This is a genomic window from Sorangium sp. So ce131, from assembly GCF_051519095.1.
GTDB lineage: Bacteria > Myxococcota_A > Polyangia > Polyangiales > Polyangiaceae > Sorangium.
Genome location: NZ_CP150455.1, coordinates 3,189,558 through 3,210,427, shown reverse-complemented (window position 1 = coordinate 3,210,427; position 20,870 = coordinate 3,189,558). Strand labels below are relative to the sequence as shown.

The following is a 20,870-nucleotide window of genomic DNA, read 5'->3' as shown; positions in this document are numbered from 1 at the left end:
CGGTGCTAGACTCGGCGCTGTCGATGAAGCCGTCCCCCGCGAAGAGCTGCCCCTCGTGCGGTGAGCGCTACGACGCGGGCGTGCTCTTTTGCCCGCGCGACGGCACGCCGATCGCGAGCTCGCGCAAGAGCTCCGCGTTCGGCGCCTCCGAGCGCGACCCGTACCAGGGCCTCACGCTCGACGGGCAGATCCAGATCCACCACCTCATCGGCATCGGCTCGATGGGCCGCGTCTACCGCGCGTTCCAGGCGGGGATCGAGCGCGACGTCGCCGTGAAGATCCTCCACCGGGAGCTCAGCACCAACGCCGAGCTCGTGAGCCGCTTCCACCGCGAGGCCAAGATCGCGAGCCGGCTCGTCCACCCGAACGTCGTCCAGGTGCTCATGACCGGGAGCGTCCCCTCCACGGCCGACGCCAGGATCGGCGGCGAGCTCTACCTCGTGATGGAGCACCTCGACGGCATCTCGCTGCTCTCCGCGCTCGCCGCGGCCGGCGCCGCCGGCGAGAGCGAGGCCCTGCCGCTCCCGAGGGCGCTCCACGTCATCCTCCAGGTCTGCGACGCGGTCGGCGAGGCGCACGCGCAGGGCATCGTCCACCGGGATCTCAAGCCCGAGAACATCATGCTCGTCCGCCGCGGCGAGGACCCGGACTTCGTGAAGGTGCTCGACTTCGGCATCGCCCGCCTCGACTGGGCCGACAAGGCGATGACGACCCAGGCCGGGCTCATCTTCGGCACCGCCAAGTACATCTCGCCCGAAGGCGCCGAGGGGCAGCGCGTCGGCCCGCCCGCGGACGTCTACTCCATCGCGACGATGCTCTACCAGTGCCTCGCCGGGCGCGCGCCCTTCGAGGGCGACTCGCCCGTCGCGCTGCTCGTCCAGCACACCCACGCCCCGCCGACCGACCTGCGCAGCATCGCCCGGTCGAGCTACGTGCCCGCGCCCATCGCCGAGGTCGTCATGAAGAACCTCGCGAAGCGGCCCTCGGAGCGGGCCCCGGACGCGCGCGCCCTCGGCCGCGCCCTCGCCCTCGCCGTGCGCGCGAGCGGCCTCGATCCCGACGAGATCGCGGCCCAGCCCGGCCTCCTGCGCGCCAGCCCGGTCATGAGCCTGGCCTCCAAGTCGCGCACGAGGTCGCTCGACCTCTCCCCCGCCCTCGCCGCGCGGATCGGGGGCATCGCCTCGCCCACGCTGGAGAGCGCGCGCATCTCGGACCTCGATCCACTCCAGCCGGACCCGGAGGCCGACTTCTTCGGCGACCCCGCGTCGTCGCGCCGCGACGAGGGCCGGCCCTCGCCCGTCGGCCGCGGCTCGAGCCCGTCGTGGACCTCCGCGCGCGCCGCCGCGCCGCCGGCCGACCGGCCCTCGCGCGGCTCGCACCCCTCCTCGCCGGCGCTCGTCGAGCCCGGCGAGGACCTCGCCCCGGAGCCGCGCGCCTCGCGGAGCTCGGCCCACCACCACGCGGCAGCGGACGAGCCGGAAGATCCGGCGCGCACGCCGATCGGCCTCGACGTCGACCCGCCGCGCGACTCCGCGCCGGTCCCGTCGACCATGCAGGGCCTCGAGTCCGCCGCGCGGCCGCTCCCCCGGCGCGCCGTGATCGCCCGCACGGCCGCCCTGCTCACGTGCGCCGCCGCGGTGGTGTTCGTCGTGTTCGTCGGCGGGCGGCACCTCGGCGCCTTCGGGGGGCCGGCCGCGGGCGGCTCGCTGGAGCAGCACGTCGAGCGCGCGCGCGACTGCATGAGCAGGCACGCGTGGGACGCCCCGCCCGGCGAGAACGTGAAGGACCTCATCGCGCAGGCGCTCGCCCGGTGGCCGGCCGACGCGCGCGTCGCCGAGCTGCGCCGGGAGTCGTCCGAGCGCATGGTCGCCGACGCCCTCGGACGGAAGTATGCCGGCGACAGGGCCGGCGCGCTCCGGCTCGCGAGGCTCGCGCTCGAGCTGCGGCCGGAGCTCACCACCGCCCAGCACCTCGCCGCCGAGCTCGCGAGCAGCCCCGAGCCGGCGCCGGTCGGAGACCCGCCGCCGCAGATCGCCCCGCAGAGCTCCGGGATCCCGAGCGCACGGCCCGGTCCCCAGCTGCCGCCGCCGCGCGCGGTCGCGCCCGCCGAAGGCCGCGGCGCTGCCGCCGCCCCGCCGGCCCCCTCGACCGCGCCGGCGCCGCGGGCCACCTCGGCGAGCGCTCCCGCGCCCGGCAAGGCCGGCACATCCTCGCCGCCGACGAACACGCCGCCGGTCGACGCGGCGCCGGCCAGCGCCGCGCCCGCGCCGGTGCTGCCGCCGCCGCCGCCGCCGTTGCCAGCGGATGCCGTCGCGCCGCTCCCCTCCTCGACAGGTCCGTGGCTATAATCGGCGGAAGGTGAACCGAGGCGGCCCGTACCCGATGTCGCGAACGCCCGCCGAACCCCGCGCATCATCGGCGCGTGGTCTCGCGCCGCCCCCCGTCCACCGCGTCGCTCAAGCGCGCGCCCCGTCGGCGCGCGCCGCCGCGGCGGGCGCGGCGATCGCGCTGCTCCTGCTCGCCACACCGGGTATCGGCGACGAGAGCAGGGCCGCCCGCCGAGCCGCCGCCGCGCGCGAGCGCGGCCGCCCCTACACCATGGTCGAGGTGGGCACCGGGGTGATGACGCTCCCCGGCGCCGACGTCTGCCCCCACTCGGCCTCGTCGCCCTGCGAGCAGGGCGAGACGAGCATCTCCTTCGGCATCCACAACCTCTACCGCTGGCGCGACATCGGCTTCGGCGCGGGCATCTTCTGGGCGGCGACGCTGAGCTCCGAGGGGGCGCGCGGCGCGCCGGAGCTCGAGCGCGATCACTCGCGCCGCTACTTCATGGTCGAAGGGCTGTTCCGCTACTACGGGATCCGGACGCCCACCTGGGAGTGGTGGGCCGGCGCCACGCTCGGCGGCATCGTCGTGAACGACTCCTGGTCGGTCAAGGCGGACCGCGAGCCGTACTCGGACACGGCCTACGTCGGCCCCAGGGCCGCGACGCTCAGCACCGAGGGCGTCGCCGCGGGGCTCGCGGCCGGCGGCGAGTGGACCTTCGCCGCGAACTGGAGCCTCGGGGGCCACCTACGCTACTCGAGCTGGTTCCTCCCGGAGGACCGCAAGCGCTCGCCGACCGGCGATCTCGCCTCGCTCTCGAAGCGGGTCGACATGTTCAACATCGGTCTGGTCATCGCGTACGGCGTGGCGCTCTGAGCGCGCGCGCGGCCTGAACGCACGCGGCGCGCTGGCCCGAGCCGCTGCAGTTGACGCGACATCGCCGGGTCTGTACGCCTCCTCGCCCGGTCCCATCCTCACGAGGAGCCTCCGATGCCGCTCAATCTGTCGAACGTCGGCCACACGACCAAGCCCCGCGCGTTCACCTACGACTGGAAGACCCTGGCGACGTACGCGCTCGGCATCGGCGCCAAGCGCGACGAGCTCGGGTACCTCTACGAGGGCGCGCCGGGCGGCATGAAGGTCTACCCGACGTTCGGCGTCATCCCGTCCCAGGACGCGGCGTTCGAGGTGCTCGAGGTCGCCGGCGCCGAGCTGTCGCAGATCGTGCACGGCGGGCAGACGCTCCGGGTCCACCGCCCGATCCCGACGAGCGGCACGCTGATCACGACCGCCACCCTGTCGGCCATCTACGACCTCAAGAAGTTCGCGCAGGTGATCGTCGAGACGCGGACGACGCTCGACGACGCGCCGCTCTTCGACACGGTGTGGTCGATCATCGCGCGCGGCGTCGGCGGGTTCGGCGGGCCGCGCCCGCCGCGCGAGGAGGCCGAGGCCCCCGTGCCGAAGAACCGCGAGCCGGACTGGGTGGTCGAGGAGGCGACGACGCCGGAGCAGGCGCTGCTCTACCGGCTCTCGGGCGACCACAACCCGCTGCACGCCGACCCGGAGGTCGCCGAGAAGGCGGGCTTCGCCCAGGGCCCCATCCTGCACGGCCTCTGCACGTACGGCTTCGCCGCGCGCGCGATCATCCAGAAGGCGGCGGGCGGCGACGCGAGCCGGCTGCGGGCCTACGGCGCGCAGTTCCGCAAGCCGGTGTGGCCCGGCGACACGCTCGTCACCCAGGGCTACGCGCTCGACGGCGGCAAGATCGCGGTGGTCACCTCGGTGAAAGGGCGGCCCGACCCGGTGCTCACGAGCGCCTGGGCGGAGATCGGCTGACGCCCGGCGCGACCGCGTGCTAAGGGCCGAGGCCCGGACCAGGGAAGCGATATGAGCAAGAAGAGCGAGCACCACAAGGCCAAGGACGACGAGGATCTCGAGGACGACGACGAGTCGACCGACGAGGACGAGGGGGAGGTGGGCAAGACGAGGGCCGCCGCGGTCCGTGGCCGCGTCCACGCGCACAACGACGACGACGAGCCGGAGGACGACGGCGCCGAGCCGGAGGACCCGTACTGGTGGACGCCGCATGCGGTGCTCAGCGCGCTCGTGCTCATCGGGCTCCTCGGCTTCGTCGGCATGTTCAACAAGACGCCGCTCGCGCGCCTCGCCGCCCCTGTCGCTCCGGAGCCCGAGGAGACACACGTGCAGGCGGCCGCCACCCCGGCCACGCCCGCGCCGCCCCCTCGCCCGGCGGCCTCGGCGCAGCCGCCCCGGGAGATGTTCGGCGCGAAGCACCTGCTCGTCATGTACAAGGGGAGCCGCCGCGCGCCCCCGACGATCGAGCGCACGAAGGACGAGGCCAAGGCCCGCGCGACCGAGGCCATGCAGAAGGCCAAGGCCGATCCGAGCAAGTTCGCCGACATCGTGAAGGAGTACTCGGACGAGCCGGGCGCGGACCGACGCGGCGGCGACCTCGGCAAGTTCCCGAAGGGGGCGATGGTGCCGGAGTTCCAGGCGGGCCTCGAGAAGATCAAGGTCGGCGAGGTGAGCGACCTCGTCGAGACCCCGTTCGGCTTCCACGTCATCCTGCGCACGCAGTAACCGCAGGCGGCGCGCCGCGACCCCGCGGCGCGCCGTTCAGCGCGCGACGAGCTTCTTCAGCCGCGCCGCCTTCTCGTCCTTCCCCAGCGTCAGCTTCGCGTGCTCGTCGGACGTCATGCCGCTGCGGAGCACGCGGGACTCGTCCCCGACGCCGTAGACGGTCTTATCGGCGCGGGCGAAGAGCCACTCGGTCGCGGGGCCCTCGCCCTCCTTGTGCATCAGGCGCACCGCGCCGTCGCCGATGCCCTTCTCCCTGGCCGCGCCCGGCAGCTTCGCCAGCGTCGACAGCACGTCCTTCGCCTGATCGACGTCGTCGCGCACGACGGCCACCACCCGGTAGCGCTTGTCGCCTTCCTTGTAGTAGCCGAACGCGCCGGGCCCCGCGCCGTCCACGCCGAGCACGTCCTTGGTCTCGTAGCGGATCCCGAGCGCGATCAGGTTGTCCGGCGGCAGCGCCGCCGCGGCCGGCGGCAGCGCCGCCTCGCCGGGCAGCTTCGCGCCCAGCTCCTTCACGAGCCCGGGCAGGACCTTCTCGCTCGACGACTTGAGCGCCGCCTCGGCCAGCGCCTCGTCGTTGTACGTGATCTCGGCGAGGTACTGCCCGCGCCAGAGGTACGCGTTGCCGACCCCCATCGCGGCCGCGCCGCCGCCGTCGATGGAGCGCGGCGTGGCCTCGTCCGCGGGGTCGCCGTCGCCCACGGTGCGCTTCGTGAACATCCCGTAGGCGCCCTCGGTGGAGCCGAACTTCGAGAGGTGCACGTCGACGGTCGCGGTGCCGCCGCTGCCGCTCACGTACCGCGCCTCGACCACCCGGCGGACCCCGAAGCCCTTGTAGATCTCGCACTCCCCGTCGAACATGTCGCAGATGCTGTCGAGCGGCAGCGGCGCCGATTCGCCGAACGTCTTCTCGGCGCCGTTCGGGTCGAGGCAGAACCCGCCCGTCGTGCGCGGGAAGAACGGCGCGCTCGCCGCGTCGCCGATCGTCCCACCGCCGCCCGCACACGCCGCGGGCGCCGCGGCCGGCGCGGGCGGCGGCGGCGCGCCCTGCGGCTCGTCCTTCTTGCAGCCCGCGGCGCACAGCGCGGCCGCGACCGCCCCGGCGAGCACCACGGAGCGCGCCGCGCGGGCGCACGAGGCCCCCGCTCGGCCTTCAACACGCGCGCTGGGCGCAGGGTCAACGCTCAAGGAACACCTTTCCGGCGAGAATCGCATGGCCCGTTCGCCTTGCACCTTTTTTCATAACGACGCAATCGTTAGCGCCCGCCGCCGGGCACTTTGAGGAATTCATGATGGAATTCCACAGGTTAGCGCGTGCGCTACAGGGCATGCGGCTTGCCTTTGCCGGGCATTCGGTGCGTTCCTTCTCCTGTTCGCGACCCCCTCCTCGCGCCCCCGGCCGCCGTCCGGCGTGCGCTCCGCGAGCGCGCGCGCGGCGCCGCGGCGCCGCGCGCGGCTTCACCCTCCCGGAGCTGCTCGCCGTGATCATCCTCATCGGCGTGCTCGCGGCCGTGGCGTCGCCGAGCTTCATCAACGCCATGCGCGACCGCCGCGTGAACCGCGCCGCCATGGAGATCAGCGGCGTCTACCGCCTCGCGCGTTACCGGGCGCTCGGGCGCGGGACCGCGGTCCTCGTGCGGTGGACGGACGCGACCGGCGTGTTCGAGGTGCGCGAGGCGCTGGTCCAGGACGTCGGCGGCTCGCTGATCGCGAACAGCTGCGCCAACGTCGACTGGACGAGCCCGGCGACGACGGCGCAGGTCACGCGGCTGAACACCGCGGGCGTCGAGCTCGCGGAGGTGGAGCTCCGCGACCCCTCCGGCGCCGACGGCACCGTGCAGCCGCAGGCCGACGTCTGCTTCACCGCGCGGGGCCGGACGTTCGTCCGATACAATACCGGAGCCGCGTTCGTGCCGCTGGTCGGCGCGCTCCGGGTGAACGTGACCAACACCAACACCACGCTGCTGCGCCGGGTCTTCATCCCGCCGAACGGCGTCGCGAGGCTCGCCCTGTGAGCGCGCGCAGGCCGGGGAGCGGCGGGTACACGCTCATCGAGGTCATGGCGGCGCTCGGCGTGCTCGCGCTCGGCGCCACCGGGGTGGTCGCGCTCCAGAAGGCGACGCTCATCAGCAACACGAACGCGCGGAACATCGCCGTCGCCAACAACATCGCGATGACCTGGGCCGAGCGGCTGCGCGCGGACGCGCTCCAGTGGAACGACCCCGGCGGGATCCCCGATCTCGCGAGCACCGACTGGGTCGTCACGGCGTCCACCCAGCCGTTCCCGGTCAAGGTGGCGCCGACGGAGATCCTCGGGCTCGGGGCGCCGAGCGCCGACGTGATCGGCGCGGACATCTTCGACGGCGACACCGCGGCGGCCGCGTTCTGCACGCACCTCCGCTTCCGCCAGTTCACCGACGCGGGCGGGGGGCCGCTCTGGCGGAGCCTCATCCGCGTCGAGATCCGCGTCTTCTGGGAGCGGAGCGGCGGCCCGATCGACTGCGGGGTCGCCCCGGCCACCGTCGACGCGCAGCCGGACCGCTACGGCGCGGTCTACCTGACGACCAGCGTCCGCAGGAACACGAGCCAGAACTGATGATGATGCGCCGACGCCCCTCCCCCGCGCGGACGCGCGCGCGACGACAGCGACCGCGAGGCTTCACGCTGGTCGAGCTGCTCGTGGCCATGGCCGCCGGGCTGCTCGTCTCGATGGCCGCCTTCCTGCTCTCGAAGAACGCGACCCGCTTCTTCCAGAACGAGGCGAGGGCCTCCGCCTCGCACCTCGCGGCGACGCTCGCGATGAACCGGATCGTCGCGGATCTCCAGCGCGCGTCGCACCTCTCGTCCCCGAACGTGCAGCGGGATCCGTTCGTCTGCGGGAACCCGGCCACGTGGCCCGACGGCATGCGGCGCATCGCGGGCGTCGCGATCCAGCGCCGTGGGTCGGTGTTCCTCCACCCCGCGGAGCTCGGCCACAGCATCGCGAACAGCCTCTGGCCGGACTCCCTCGTCGTCGGCGGCAGCTTCAACACCACCGAGCAGTTCTATTTCAACAGCATCAACTGCACGGCCGGGGGCTGCGTCGTCAACATCGATCCATTCAGCGGCGCCGTGCAGCGGACGCTCGCCCGCGAGAGCGGCGGCGGGGAGAGCCTGAGCGACATCTTCCGCGTCGGGCGCGTCCTGCGCCTCAAGATCCTCGGGCAGAGCAAGACCATGTACGGAGTCATCCAGGGCTCCGTGGTGGCGGGCGTCCCGCCCGCCACCATCCAGGTGAGCCTCGCGACCACGCCCGCGCTGCCGCAGCTCCAGGCCTTCGGCGATTGCGGCGTGAGCAACGGGTTCAACGGCGCCGGCGGGTTCGCCAACCCGGTCTCGCGCGTCCGCTACGAGATCCAGAGCCTCCTCAACGACCCGGCCTACGGTCCGCTCGTCGCGCCCGTCAACCCGGCGTTGACCGGCGACAACGGGCGCACCGAGCTCGTCCGCGTCGAGCTCGACGCGGACGACCAGCCGATCGACGCGACGCGCGAGCTCATCGCCGAGTACGCCGTCGACCTCAAGTTCGGGCTCTCCGCCGCGAGTGGTCCGGAGGGCGGGCCCTTCGACAACGGCGTGACCAACCCGCAGATCACCCGGTTTCCGATCACCGCGCCGGTCGAGAACCCCAACGTGTACCTGATCGGCGCCGACAACACCCAGCCGGGCGCCGCGCCGGAGCGCGTCCGGACGGTCCAGGTCCGGCTCGCGGTCCGCTCCCGGGCGCCCGATCGCAGCGCCTTCCTCGCCGCCGGCACCGACGGCCGCAGGAACCGGTTCCTCATCCCCGGCATCGTCGCCGGCGTGAACACCCCGACGGCCACCGTGCCCGCCGGGGCCCCTCCGGTGTTCGCGCGGCTGCGCACGCTCTACGCCGACGTCGCGCTCCCCAACCAGGCGGTTGTCCCATGGTGAACGCAAGAGTGGACGCAAGAGTGGACGCAAGACTGGACGCCAGGAGAGCGAAGGTCTCACGGCGCTCCGGAGAGCGGGGCGCGGCGGTGTTCATCGTCGTGCTCGTCATCTCGATGCTCACCGCGATCGGCGTCTTCGCGGCGCACGCCGCCACCCTGTCGACGATCGCCAGCGGCCATGAGCGGCAGATGACCCAGACGCACTACGTCACGGAGTACGCGATGTCGCTGGTGCTCGCCGACCTCGAGAGGGCCGGCAGCCTGAACGAGATCGACGCCGCGGTCCGCCAGTCGACGCTCGCCGGCTCCCCGCCGCAGTGCTCCGTCCCGACGCTCGACACCACGCCGTACTGCTTCTCGTTCATCCCGAGGACGCTCCAGGCCAAGGCGGCGGAGAACCTCGTCGAGCCGCCCGTGCCGGGCAACCCTGTGGCCGACGAGCCGGGGAGCCTCGGCCTCTCCGACGTCAGCTGGAACTTCAAGGTGGAGCTGGCCGACAAGACCGCAGGGATCGCCGGTCCTGCGGGGATGGATGAGACCTCCGCCGGCGCCGCGAACGTGAAATACTGCATGGTCACCCTGAACGCGCGCGGCCTCGTCTGGCCGAGCGCGACGAGCGACGAAGCCGACGACATCGCGATCGCCGGCAGCCAGGAGTCCCTGAGCGCCCACCTCACCTTGCCCTGCTCGACCCAATGATCCGGGAGCACACGATGCGAAACCTGGCGAAGGTACTTGTCACGACGGGCTCGGCGGCGACCCTTGGCCTCGTCTCCTTCCGCGCCCACGCGCAGGCCGCCGACGTCGAGCCGCCGCTCCCCAACGTCCTCCTGCTCGTCGACACGTCGGGCTCGATGGAGCGAACGGTCGCGGGCGGGGAGCCGGACTGCACGCCGCTCACGCCTCCCGCCAACGAGAGCCTCAAGAGCCGCTGGGCGAAGCTCGTCGAGTCGCTCACGGGTCCCATCCCGAACTTCTCGTGTTACGCCCAGCCGCGCACGAGCGCCGCGTTCGTCCAGGAGTTCAGCCTCGGGACGGTGGAGCCCTACGACAAGAACTATTACATCCCGTTCCACCGCCTGCTCTCCGCCGGCTGCACGCCGGGCCCGGGAGCGACGGAGAACTCGATAGGATACCACCACTACAACGACGCTTCCCAGAGCTGCCCGGCGTGGACGCAGCCGCCGACAGGCCTGCTCGACGTCTACCGGGACCGGATCCGGTTCGGGCTCATGACCTTCGACACGCTCCCGGACGCGAGCACCGGGCTGCTCGGCGGCACGCCGGATCACGCGGGCGGCATGGAGGGGATGTGGAGCTACTTCCCCGAGTTCCAGACGGGCGGGTTCCCGGCGCGGGGCAACCCGCCCGACTGCGCGGTCGAGGACGTCGAGGTCGGCGCCAGGAACCCCGCCGCGCCGCTCTGGGAAGGGCCGCTCGTGCCCTTCCCGGACTTCACCGCGCCGATCACCGACGTCCACACGACCAACACGCGCATCCAGGACGCGCTCATCGCGACGCGCCCCTACGGCGCGACGCCGATCGCCGGGATGTTGTCCGACGCGCGCCACTACATCCTCGGCGACGGGACCACGTGGCAGGGCCGGCCGCTCGGGCCGCGCGACGACCCGTACATCGCCGGCGGCTGCCGCAAGACGTCCATCGTGCTCATCTCGGACGGCGAGCCGAACCTCGACGTGCGCCCGAGCTGCGCGCAGGCCCCCGGCCCCGGCCCCGAAGGCACCGGCTGTCCGTACGAGGAGCCGCACGTCATCGCGCACTCGCTGAACAGCAACATCAACCCGAACCGGCGCGTGCGGACCTACACGGTCGGGTTCGGCCTCTCCACCGAGGCGGGCACCGACTGCGCGACGATCTCCGAGTCCGATTTCCAGTCGGGCGGGCGCTGCGACGGGGCCACGGGGGCGCTCAAGGCGTGCTGCACGCTCTCGCGCATCGCGATCGAGGGCGGGACCGATCACGGCTACTTCCCGGACGACGCCAACGAGCTCTCCGCCGTGATGTCGCAGATCTTCGCGCACATCGCGGCGAACTCGACGAGCCGCACCCTCCCCGTCTTCGCCACGGCGGCCGCGACCGGCAACACCGGCAGCACCGCCGAAGGGGTCGCGTACCAGTTCTCGTCCTCGTTCAGCCCGCCGCCGGACGGCTCGCTCTGGACCGGCAACCTCGAGCGCAAGCGCTTCGTGTGCGAGGCGGTGAACGGCGTGCTCACGACCCAGCTGGAGGACATCGACCCCGGCAAGGGCGACGACTTCGCGGCGAACATGAACTCCAACGACCTCGCGAACCCGCGCCGCTTCTTCAGCGTGATCGGCACGCCCGACGCGGGCGCCATCTGGTCGACGCGGACCATCCGCCCCGCGGCCGCCGCCGACGACGATCTCAGCGACTACACGGGCACGGTGACCGGCAACGGCGACCCGGTGCCCGCCGCGGCGTTCGCGGACGAGCTCGGGAGCGCGCCGCGCGCGCTCGAGCTCGACCCGAGCAGCCCGCTCCCCTCGCAGTGCTCGGGCGGGCTGCAGACCACGACCGCCCAGGGCTGCGCCGAGCGCATCATCGAGTGGGAGACCGGCGAGCCGATGCCCTCGAACATCGCCAGCCGCGACGGCAACGAGCTCGGCAGCATCTACCACGCCACGCCGGTCGTCATGGGTCCCCCGCGCGACCTGATCCCCGACGAGTCGTACCAGCTCTTCGCGGAGGCCCAGGCGAACCGGCCGCTCGTGCTCTACACGGCGACGACCGACGGGCAGCTGCACGCCTTCCAGGTGGCCCCGTCGACCGCGGCCGACCCGCTCAAGGTGGACCGGCTCCAGAACAACGAGCTCTGGTCGTTCCTGCCGCCGTACGTGCTGCCGCGCCTCCTGCCGACGTTCAACCAGCAGTCGCTCCTGCTCGACGGCGCGCCCGTCGTGAAGAACGTCGTCTTCGAGCGCACGGCGGCGCAGGCCGCGGCCGCGGGGACGGCGGCCGGCGCGACGTGGCGCACGGTGCTCGTCGCCAGCGGCGGCGCGGGCGGCAGCTTCTACTACGCGCTCGACGTGACCGACCCGCGCGACCCGCAGTTCCTCTGGCAGCTCTCCACGGACCGCAGCGGCAACCCGCTGTTCGGCGAGACGACGCCGACGCCGACGATCGCCATGGTGGAGGTCGAGCAGAACGGCGAGATCCGGGAGGTCTCGGTCGCCATCCTCGCCGGCGGCACCGCGCCCATCGACACGAGCGCGAGCTCGTGCCCGCGGCAGAACACGACGACGCCGGTCTTCTTCCCGACCGGCAGCCTGAGCGTGCGCGGCTCGGTGCGGTGCTGGGGCACCGCGGGCACCAACGGGGTCGTCGGCCCGGCGCGCTCGCTGACGATCGTCCGGCTCGACACCGGCGAGGTGCTCCGCACCTTCCGCGGCCACTCGTCGGAGGCGCCGGCCTCGATCGCGTCGACGCTCACCACCGTGGTCGACTTCGACTCGCCGATCAGCGGCGTCCCCGTGGCGTACCCGTCGCAGGTCGGCCAGGTCGCCGATCGCATCTACGTCGGGGACGCCGACGGGACGCTCTGGCGCGTCAACCTGTCGCGGCCGAACCCGGCCGACTGGACGGTGGATCTCGCCTGGGACGCCTACTCGCTCCCGGGCGACACGGCCGCGAGCAGCCAGCCGATCCAGACGACGCCGATCGTGAGCCTCGATCCGCTGGGCAACAAGGTCATCCTGTTCTCCACCGGCGACCAGGAGGCGTTCACGGCGGGCGGCGCGATCGAGACGCGGGCCTGGTCGGTGACCGAGAAGCCGCACTCCGGGAGCTTCCGCGTGAGCGAGAACTGGGTCATCCCCTTCACCGGCGGCAAGCGCGTGACCGGGCCGATCTCCCTCTTCAACGGCTGCGCGTACTTCTCGACGTTCACGCCGGCGGCGCCCGGGACCTACGCGTGCGCGGACGGGCTCGGCTCGATCTGGGGCGTCGACTACCTGTACGGCCAGTCAGGGACCCCGGCCGCGTACCCGAACGCCTGCCTCCGGGTCGATCCGCTGGCGCCGGCCCAGCACTTCGAGGACCAGGCGCCGGGCACGATCGTCTTCGGCGTCGCCGTGACGCAGAAGCCGACCTGCGTGGACGTGGAGACCGTCTCGGATCCCTACTTCGGCGCGCAGACCGTCATTCGCCAGGCCAGCGCGCCCGAGTACCAGCTCGTGTTCCACACAGGCGCCGCGGGCTCGGAGGACGTCCAGGGCGCCGAGGCGCGCACCTCGGTGAGGACGCTGCCGCCGCCGAACACCGTGGTCAGGGTCGACTCGTGGGCGAGCATCATCGAATGAGGCGCGCCCACCTGCCGCGCGCCGCGAGGGTGCTCGCCGCGCTCGCCGCCTGCGCGGCATCCGCGCCGCTCGCCTGCCGGAGCGGCGAAGGCGCGCCCGCGCCCGCGCCGTCCGCGAGCGAGGCGCCGGCGCCGAAGCCGCCGGTCGACCAGGCGCTGCCGGGCGAGCTCGCCGAGGGGATCGAGCAGGCGTTCGGCTTCCCCATCCCCCGGCGCATGAAGGTGCGCGCGCGCTTCCCGGACGCGGTCTTCGCGATCGGGGAGATCCCGGCCGAGCGCGTGGCGAACTACGTGCGCGCGCGGGTGCTCGCCGGCAATGTCGAGACCGGGCCGGCGAAGACGATCTTCGCGCAGGCGACCGTGAAGGCAGCGCCGCAGCGGAGAATCCGGATCGAGGTGGTCTCGCGCGCGCACGTCTCGGAGCTCGTCGTTCGCGACGAGACGCGGTCGCCGCCGGAGCCGGGGCTCTCCGTCGAGGAGCGGTGGCGCCGGACCGGGCTCACGCCGGACGGCAAGGTGCTCGATCCCACCCGCCTCGAGTGAGGCGCGCGCGACGGCCAGCGCGTCGCGCTCCGCCCGCGCACGGCCGCGGCCGCTTCGACATCCTGCGCCGCGAGGGGCCGCCTCGCCAGTCGACAACCTCGGGCATCCGAAGTAGATCGCGCCCGTGTCGACCAAGACGCTCCCCACCGCTCCGCTCCGCAGGACCCCGCTCTACGACGAGCACATCAAGCTCGGCGGGCGCATGGTCCCGTTCGCCGGCTGGGAAATGCCGGTCCAGTACAAGGGCGTGACCGAGGAGCACAAGGCGGTGCGCTCCGCCGCCGGGCTCTTCGACGTCTCGCACATGGGCGAGATGATCCTGAGCGGCGAGCACGCCGGGCAGGTGGTCGACTACCTCATCACGAACGACACGCGGAAGCTGGAGGACGGCCACGCGCTCTACACCGTCGCGTGCAACGAGGCCGGCCACATCCTCGACGACCTCATCGTCTACCGGATCGACGCGCGGCAGTGGCTCATCGTGTGCAACGCCTCGAACCGCGACAAGATCTCCGCCCACTTCCGGAGCGCCGCGCAGAACCACTGCAGCTTCGAGGACGCCTCCGACCGGACGGCGATGATGGCGCTCCAGGGACCGAAGGCGCTCGACATCGCCGCGCTCGCGGGCGGCGACGGCGCGGCGCTGCGCGAGCTGCCGCCGTTCCACTTCCGCGACGCGACGCTCGCCAACGTCCGGTGCACCGTGGCCCGCACCGGCTACACGGGCGAGGACGGCATCGAGATCTTCTGCTCCCCCTCCGACGCGCAGCGGCTCTGGCGCGCGCTGATGGAGCTCGGCGGCCCGCTCGGCATCGAGGCGACGGGCCTCGGCGCGCGCGACACGCTCCGCCTCGAGGCGCGCCTGTCGCTCTACGGCAACGACATCGACGAGACCACGAACCCGATCGAGGCGGGCCTCGGCTGGGTGGTGAAGCTCGACAAGGGCGACTTCATCGGGCGCGCCGCGCTCCAGCGCGTCAAGGACGAGGGGCCGACGCGCAGGCTGGTCGGCTTCGAGATGCTCGGGCGCGGCATCGCGCGCCACGGTTACCCGCTGCTCGACGCGGGCGGCGCGAAGGTCGGCGTCTGCACGAGCGGCAGCCCGGGGCCGACCGTCGGCAAGAACATCGGCCTCGGCTACCTGCCGGCAACGATGGCCAAGATCGGGACCCCGTTCCTGGTCGACTGCCGGGGGCGCACGGTCGAGGCGGTCGTGGCCAAGACCCCGTTCTACAAGCGGGCCTGACCCGCGAGGCGGCCCCGCGGGGCCGCGGGCCACGCGCCCCCGCCCGCGGCGCGCCGCGCAGCAGGCGACCCGAGACCCACGTTGGCGAAGGAGAAGAAGGCATGGCGAGCAGCGAGGATGTCCGAACGGACCGGCGGTACACGAAGGACCACGAGTGGGCCAAGCAGGAGAACGACCGCGTGGTCGTCGGGATCACCGCGTTCGCGGTCGATCAGCTCGGCGACATCACGCTGGTCAACCTCGACGTGAAGCCGGGCGACACGATCACCGCGGGCAAGGCCTTCGGCACGATCGAGAGCGTGAAGACGCTGAGCGACCTGTTCGCGCCGCTGAGCGGGAAGGTCGTGCGCGTGAACACCGACCTCGAGAGCCGCCCGGAGCTCGTCAACGACGACTGCTACGGCAAGGCGTGGATGATCGAGGTCTCGCCCTCCGACCAGGGCGAGCTCGGCGGGCTCCTGGAGCCCGCCGCGTACGCCGAGCTCCTGAAGACCGCGGCGCACTGAGCGCCCCCGAGACACGTCCGTTTCACCCCGACATTCCCCCCCTCCCCGCTGCAAGACCATGCGCTACCTGCCCCACACGCCCGAGGAAATCAGCGAGATGCTGCAGGCCGTCGGCCTGTCGTCGCTCGAGGAGCTCTACAGCGCGATCCCGAAGGAGGCGCGCCTCACGCGCCCGCTGTCGATGGATCCGCCGCTCGACGAGCCCTCGCTCATGCGGCACCTCGAGGATCTCGCGCAGAAGAACCGCGCGGGGCGCATGCTCTCGTTCCTGGGGGCCGGCGCCTACGAGCACCACTTCCCCCCGGCGGCGGATCAGCTCCTGCTCCGGAGCGAATTTTACACGGCCTACACGCCGTACCAGCCCGAGGTCGCCCAGGGCACGCTCCAGGTGATCTTCGAGTTCCAGACGATCGTGAGCGAGATCCTCGGGCTCCCGGTGGCGAACGCCTCGATGTACGACGGCGCGAGCGCGCTCGCGGAGGCGGTGCTGATGGCGCGGCGGCTCACCGGGCGCGAGCGCACGGTGCTGTCGGAGGGCGTGCACCCCGACTACGCCGGCACGGTCGAGACGTACGTGCACGGCATCGGGACCGGCAAGGCGTCGCTGGCCCGCGTCGCCGTGGGGCGCGACGGCACGGCCGACCTCGACGCGCTCGCGCGGGCGGTCGACGAGACGACGGCCTGTGTGGTCGTGGGGTACCCGAATTTCTTCGGGGCGGTGGGCGACATCCGGAAGGTGGCGGAGGCGTGCCACCAGAAGGGGGCGCTGCTCATCACGGTGACGCTGGATCCGTACGCGCTCGCGCTGCTGGAGTCGCCGGGCGCGCTCGGCGCCGACATCGCGGTCGCGGAGGGGCAGCCCCTCGGGCTGCCGCCGCAGTACGGCGGGCCGAACGTGGGGCTGTTCGCGTGCAGGAACGACCGCAAGTACCTGCAGCAGGTGCCGGGGCGGCTGGTCGGCGAGACGGTCGACAAACACGGGAGCCGGGGGTACGTGCTGACGCTCGCGACGCGCGAGCAGCACATCCGGAGGGAGCGCGCGACGAGCAACATCTGCACGAACAGCGGGCTGTGCGCGACGGCGGTCACGATGCGCATGTGCATGCTCGGCAAGCGCGGGTTCGTCGAGGCGGCGAAGCAGTGCCTCGCCAAGGCCGAGCACCTGAAGCGGGAGATCGCGCGGCTCGATGGGTACTCGCTGCCGATGTCGGCGCCGACGTTCCACGAGTTCGTCGTCAAGGTCCGCGGGGGGGATGCCGGGAAGCTCACGCGGGCGCTGGCGGAGCAGGGCATCATCGCGGGGCTCGATCTCGGGCGGGTCGATGCGCGGAGGCGCGGGGATCTGCTCGTCGCGGTGACCGAGCGGCATAGCCGGGCGGACCTCGATCGGCTCGTGGAAGGGCTCGGCGGGTTCGCTGGGTAGCGGCGGACTTGCCCGGGGGGGAGACGGCGGCGGCGGCGCGCCGGCGGGCGGGGCCGCGCGGCGGGGGCGGGCGGGCGCTGGCCATCCGCCGAGGCTGGCGGCGCGAGAGCTTGCGCATGAGAACACCGCCCGGCATGTCTCCCTTCGGGCCTCGCCAGCTGAGACGTTTCGTTGCGCGCCACATAAGGCGCGCCTGAGGCCTCCAGCCTCCTGAAACCTTATGGCACCTCGGTCGGTGCTCGGCGCGCCCGCCCGCCCCCGCCGCGCGGCCCCGCCCGCCGGCGCTGACGTCGACGGAGTGGGGGGGCGGACGCGACCGCTAGCGGGCGGCGACCGTGGGGGAGCGGTCCTGCTGGGCAGGGGACGGGTTCGGCCAGAGGGGGAGGAAAGACTGGCGGTAGACCGTGAGGCGCAAGAGGTCGATGCCGGCGACGGCGGCGAACGAGACGGCGTCGTTGGTGCCGATGCTGCCCTGCAGGGACAGGGTGATGCCCGGAGGGGCGCCGAGGGTGAGGGAGCCGGTGAAACCGGTGGAACGCTCGCCCCAGAGGCGGGTGTAGGCGCCGGCGTCGAGGGCCAGACCGAAATCGCCGGCCTGGAAGCCGCGCGTGGCGGCGCGGGCTAGCAGCGCGAGATCGATGCCGCTGTCGAGGATCGGGGTGGCGCGGGCTAGGCCGCCGAAGATGAAAGGGGCGTCGGGGGTGGTGCCGACGCCGACGTCCAGGGAGAGGGCGCCGTCGAAGACGAAGTCGCTGTCGCCCTGCTTCCAGGCCACGGCGCCGGCGCCGGTGAAGACCCACGCGGAGGCGTCCGCGCGCGACGGCGACGTCCAGACGAGCGGGGCGAGCAAGGCGCCCAAGGCGAGGAGAGGGGCGATCGGCGAACGCACGCGTGCGAGCTAGCACGAAGCGCCGAGCGGGGATACAGGTCAGCGCGCGAGCCGGCGCTCGACGATCCGCCGCGCGACGAGCGCGGCCACCTCGGGGTCGAAGAGCAACGTGTTGTGACCACGATCCGCCATCACCCGCACCTCGCCGCCCGGCAAGGCGTGCGCGATGGGCGAGCGGAGCAACGTGTCGGCGCCCGCGATGATCGACAGGTGCGGGACGGTCGAGCGCGCCGTGCCGAGGAGGATGCGGCGCAGGAGCGGGCTCGATACGTCGAGGTCGCGCGCACCGCCAAAGCCGAGCAAACCGGCGCGCGGGATGCCGCCGAAAGGGCTCGCCATCGAGATCGTCTGCACGATGCGCGGATCGCCGATCTCCTGCGCGAAGAAGCGGCAGACGATGCCGCCCAGGCTGTGGCCGACGAGGTGCAGGCGCACCCCCGTCGGCAACGCCGAGACGATGGTCGAGAGACGCGCGGACAGCTCCTCGACGCCAGGACCCGGGGCGTACGACATCGTCGCGGTGTGGACCGAACACGCCGGCGCCGCGGCGCGCGCGGCGCCAGGGCCAGGCGCTCGCGAGGCCGACGCGTGGCGCTCGATCGTCTCCCGCAGCGGCCGGAGAACGCCGGCAGACGCGAAGAGGCCGTGCAGGACGATCACGACGTCGTCGCCGTCACACGCCCCGGCAGGGATCACCGGCGAGCGGAGGTCGTACGGCAAGAGGACCGCCTGCCGCGCAAACGAGGCCACCTCCCTGCCAGCCGTCGCCGCGAAGGACGACGCACGCAACCACTTCACCACGCGGGGGTTCTTACCATGGATCCCCCGCGCGACGGTCCGGCAGGCGGCCGACGCGCTGTGTCGCGGGCGGTCGGACGCTGTCGCGGAGACGGCGGCGCGGAGGCCGCTGTGCAGGCCGGGAGGGTTGCGGTCCTCCGACCGCGCTGCGCTGCGAGCCCGGCGATCACGGCCGCAACAGCCAGACATGGAAGCTGCGGAACGTGCCCTGGATCGAGCGGATACGGACGATGTCTCCCTGCGCGACGTCGCGCAGGGGGACCCGGATCTCGGACCAGCGGTCCGCGGGGCGCGCGGGCACCTCGACGCGCTCCTCGCCCGGCCCGAGGAGGACGCCGGTGCGCTCGACCGACACCCCGAGCGCGATCGGGCCGCCGCCGTCGGTGCGCAGCGCGAGCGCGGCCGGTCCCCCGGCGAGCGCGGCGGGCGGGGCGATCGCGAACGACTGCTCGCGGCCCTCGGGGATCAGGCGGCCGGCGTCGAACCGCGGCGCGCCGCCGTCGCCGTCGGGCAGCACGGCGGCGACGACCCAGCCGCCGCGCGGCGACGGGAAGGCGTAACCATGGGCGCGCTCGTCGACCAGATCCGCGACGTCGAGCTGGTCGACGGCGCCGTCGCGGCGGTCTCCGGGCGGGGCGAGCGCCGACCAGTCGGCCTCGTAGATCACCTTCTCGTCCGCGGCGCACATCACGTTGTCCTCGATCTTCACCGCGTCGACGCGCCGGCCGAAGACGTCGGCGAGGCCGACCCACCAGGACGGGTACAGCGCGAAGACGTCAGGGCGCTCGCCCTCGCCGAGGCGCTCGATGAGCTCGACCACGGCGGGCACGCCGTGCACCGACGCCCGCGCGAACGGAAGGCCCCGGTACCCGCCCAGCCCGAGCCCGTCGATCGCAGGGATGCCCGACAGGTAGGGGATCGCGCCGGCGTCGCCGAGCAACACCCGACGAGGCCGCGGCGCGCGCGCGGCGAGGCGGCGCGCGACCTCGACGTGCTGGCCGGCGATGTTCGCCGAGGCGCGGGCGAAATGATCGATCTGCCGCGGGAACCACGCGGCGGGCGCGGAGAGCGCCGCGAGCGCGAGCGCCGCGGCGAGCGCCGCGGCGAGGCGCCCGCGCCGCGCGAGCGCCTCGGTCCCGAGGACGGCGGCGGCGAGCAGCATCATGAGCGCCGGGGCGGCGTAGCGGAGGTTCTGGTACCGCGCGGTCGCGTTCAGCGCGACGAGGAGCAGCGAGCCGTAAGCGCCGACGAGCAGCGGGACGGCGAGGCGCCGCGCGCGACGATCGAGCGCGGCGACGAGGCCGAGCAGCGGGAAGATCCAGGCGTAGGACGGGCCGCCGAGCGCGCTCTCCAGCGCCTGCACCCGCAGCGCGGCGAGGTTCCTGATCACCTCCGCGGCCTTCTCGATCGGCGCGGGGTACGGGTTCGCGAGGACGAGCTTGCGCACGGCGCCGGCGGCGCCCCACTCGCCCGTGAACGCGCGGTTGGCGGCGGCCTGCGCGGCGAGCAGAAGCGCCGTCGGCGACGACGCGCGCGCGAGCGCCGCGGCCGCGCTGAGCGAGCCCGCCGCGTGGGCCACGGCCACGGCGAGCGGCGCCGCGAGCGCGACCGCCTCGGGCCGCGTCGCGACGAGCAGCGCGAGGACGAGCCCCGCCCGGAGCTGCGCGGCCGGGCGCCGCGACGGCGGGGCGAGCTCGGCGCGGCGCACCGCCACCAGCGCGCGGCCGAGGACGGCGCCGAGCAGCGCGACCTCCATCCCGGAGAACCAGCTCCAGTCGAGCAGCGGCACCGCCACCACGAAGAGCGGCGCGACCCAGGCGACCCAGCGGGACGAGCGCGCGGCCGGGCCGCCGCCGGGGGCGCGGGGGGCCAGGAGGCGGCGGAGGGAGCGGCAGAGGTCGAGCAGCGAAGCGCAGGCGACGAGCGCGGCGAAGAGGCCGAGCCAGGGGCCGCGGAAGCCGAGCAGGTACCCGGGCGCGAGGACGAGGGGGTACGTCAGGCTGGTCCCGCCCGAGGAGTAGCCGTTGCCGGGGATCCACGAGAACGGGTGGCCGAGGGCCGCGGCGCGGGCGAAGCCGAAGTGGATGTACACGTCGTCGAGCGGCGCCGGCCAGACGCCCGTCCTCGCGAGCCCGGGGCCGTAGAACGCGGCGGCCGCGCCGAGGACCGGGATCGCGGCGCTCGCGCCGAAGAGGAGCGGCCTGAGCCAGGGCGGGCGCCTCACGCCACGGCCGGTACCACGACGGG

17 protein-coding genes are annotated in these 20,870 nt (G+C 73.4%); 13 read left to right on the top strand and 4 right to left on the bottom strand.

Going from position 1 to position 20,870, the window contains the following annotated elements:
• Nucleotides 1-23 precede the first annotated feature (23 nt).
• From WMF43_RS11880 to WMF43_RS11865, 4 genes are all read left to right on the top strand, one after another.
• Nucleotides 24-2,348: a protein kinase domain-containing protein gene (locus WMF43_RS11880; protein ID WP_437679859.1), complete on the top strand. Its 2,325-nt coding sequence runs from the start codon at nt 24-26 to the stop codon at nt 2,346-2,348.
• A gap of 34 nt (nt 2,349-2,382) precedes the next feature.
• Nucleotides 2,383-3,201, top strand: coding sequence for a hypothetical protein (locus WMF43_RS11875; RefSeq protein WP_437679857.1), 819 nt, complete (start codon nt 2,383-2,385; stop codon nt 3,199-3,201).
• Between the two features lie 114 nt (nt 3,202-3,315).
• On the top strand, nt 3,316-4,164 hold the full coding sequence (locus WMF43_RS11870; protein ID WP_437679856.1) for a MaoC/PaaZ C-terminal domain-containing protein: 849 nt from the start codon (nt 3,316-3,318) through the stop codon (nt 4,162-4,164).
• 51 nt (nt 4,165-4,215) lie between these two features.
• Complete coding sequence (locus WMF43_RS11865) at nt 4,216-4,929, top strand: peptidylprolyl isomerase (protein ID WP_437679854.1); 714 nt, start codon at nt 4,216-4,218, stop codon at nt 4,927-4,929.
• A gap of 36 nt (nt 4,930-4,965) precedes the next feature.
• Here WMF43_RS11865 and WMF43_RS11860 read toward each other — a convergent pair whose 3' ends face one another.
• On the bottom strand, nt 4,966-6,114 hold the full coding sequence (locus tag WMF43_RS11860) for a DUF6599 family protein (RefSeq protein WP_437679852.1): 1,149 nt from the start codon (nt 6,112-6,114) through the stop codon (nt 4,966-4,968).
• Nucleotides 6,115-6,215: 101 nt separating this feature from the next.
• Between WMF43_RS11860 and WMF43_RS11855 the strand changes: the two genes are divergently transcribed.
• From WMF43_RS11855 to gcvPA, 9 genes are all read left to right on the top strand, one after another.
• Entirely contained in the window at nt 6,216-6,941 is a 726-nt protein-coding gene (locus WMF43_RS11855; protein WP_437679851.1) for a pilus assembly FimT family protein, read from the top strand.
• Nucleotides 6,938-7,522: a type IV pilus modification PilV family protein gene (locus tag WMF43_RS11850; protein ID WP_437679849.1), complete on the top strand. Its 585-nt coding sequence runs from the start codon at nt 6,938-6,940 to the stop codon at nt 7,520-7,522. The genes WMF43_RS11855 and WMF43_RS11850 overlap by 4 nt, the downstream gene beginning before the upstream one ends.
• Nucleotides 7,522-8,880, top strand: a complete 1,359-nt coding sequence (locus tag WMF43_RS11845; protein ID WP_437679847.1) for a PilW family protein — start codon at nt 7,522-7,524, stop codon at nt 8,878-8,880. The genes WMF43_RS11850 and WMF43_RS11845 overlap by 1 nt, the downstream gene beginning before the upstream one ends.
• Before the next feature lie 20 nt (nt 8,881-8,900).
• Nucleotides 8,901-9,578 carry a hypothetical protein gene (locus WMF43_RS11840; RefSeq protein ID WP_437679845.1) on the top strand — a complete coding sequence of 226 codons (678 nt, stop codon included), beginning with the start codon at nt 8,901-8,903 and terminating at the stop codon, nt 9,576-9,578.
• Nucleotides 9,579-9,592: 14 nt separating this feature from the next.
• Nucleotides 9,593-13,219 (top strand): hypothetical protein, encoded by a 3,627-nt coding sequence (locus WMF43_RS11835; RefSeq protein WP_437679843.1) that lies wholly within the window; start codon nt 9,593-9,595, stop codon nt 13,217-13,219.
• Nucleotides 13,216-13,761 carry a hypothetical protein gene (locus WMF43_RS11830; RefSeq protein WP_437679841.1) on the top strand — a complete coding sequence of 182 codons (546 nt, stop codon included), beginning with the start codon at nt 13,216-13,218 and terminating at the stop codon, nt 13,759-13,761. Before WMF43_RS11835 ends, WMF43_RS11830 begins: the two co-directional genes overlap by 4 nt.
• A gap of 124 nt (nt 13,762-13,885) precedes the next feature.
• Complete coding sequence (gene gcvT / locus WMF43_RS11825; protein ID WP_437679839.1) at nt 13,886-15,007, top strand: glycine cleavage system aminomethyltransferase GcvT; 1,122 nt, start codon at nt 13,886-13,888, stop codon at nt 15,005-15,007.
• A gap of 101 nt (nt 15,008-15,108) precedes the next feature.
• Nucleotides 15,109-15,513: a glycine cleavage system protein GcvH gene (gcvH, locus tag WMF43_RS11820; protein WP_437679837.1), complete on the top strand. Its 405-nt coding sequence runs from the start codon at nt 15,109-15,111 to the stop codon at nt 15,511-15,513.
• A 58-nt stretch (nt 15,514-15,571) separates the two neighbouring features.
• The gene (gcvPA, locus tag WMF43_RS11815) at nt 15,572-16,936 is read left to right on the top strand and encodes an aminomethyl-transferring glycine dehydrogenase subunit GcvPA (RefSeq protein WP_437679835.1); all 1,365 of its coding nucleotides are present in this window, start codon (nt 15,572-15,574) and stop codon (nt 16,934-16,936) included.
• Nucleotides 16,937-17,255: 319 nt separating this feature from the next.
• Here the strand turns inward: gcvPA and WMF43_RS11810 are convergent, their stop codons facing one another.
• From WMF43_RS11810 to WMF43_RS11800, 3 genes are all read right to left on the bottom strand, one after another.
• Nucleotides 17,256-17,825 (bottom strand): hypothetical protein, encoded by a 570-nt coding sequence (locus WMF43_RS11810; RefSeq protein WP_437679833.1) that lies wholly within the window; start codon nt 17,823-17,825, stop codon nt 17,256-17,258.
• A 39-nt stretch (nt 17,826-17,864) separates the two neighbouring features.
• On the bottom strand, nt 17,865-18,623 hold the full coding sequence (locus WMF43_RS11805) for an esterase/lipase family protein (protein ID WP_437679831.1): 759 nt from the start codon (nt 18,621-18,623) through the stop codon (nt 17,865-17,867).
• A gap of 166 nt (nt 18,624-18,789) precedes the next feature.
• Nucleotides 18,790-20,847, bottom strand: coding sequence for a hypothetical protein (locus WMF43_RS11800; protein ID WP_437679830.1), 2,058 nt, complete (start codon nt 20,845-20,847; stop codon nt 18,790-18,792).
• Between the last annotated feature and the right edge of the window lie 23 nt (nt 20,848-20,870).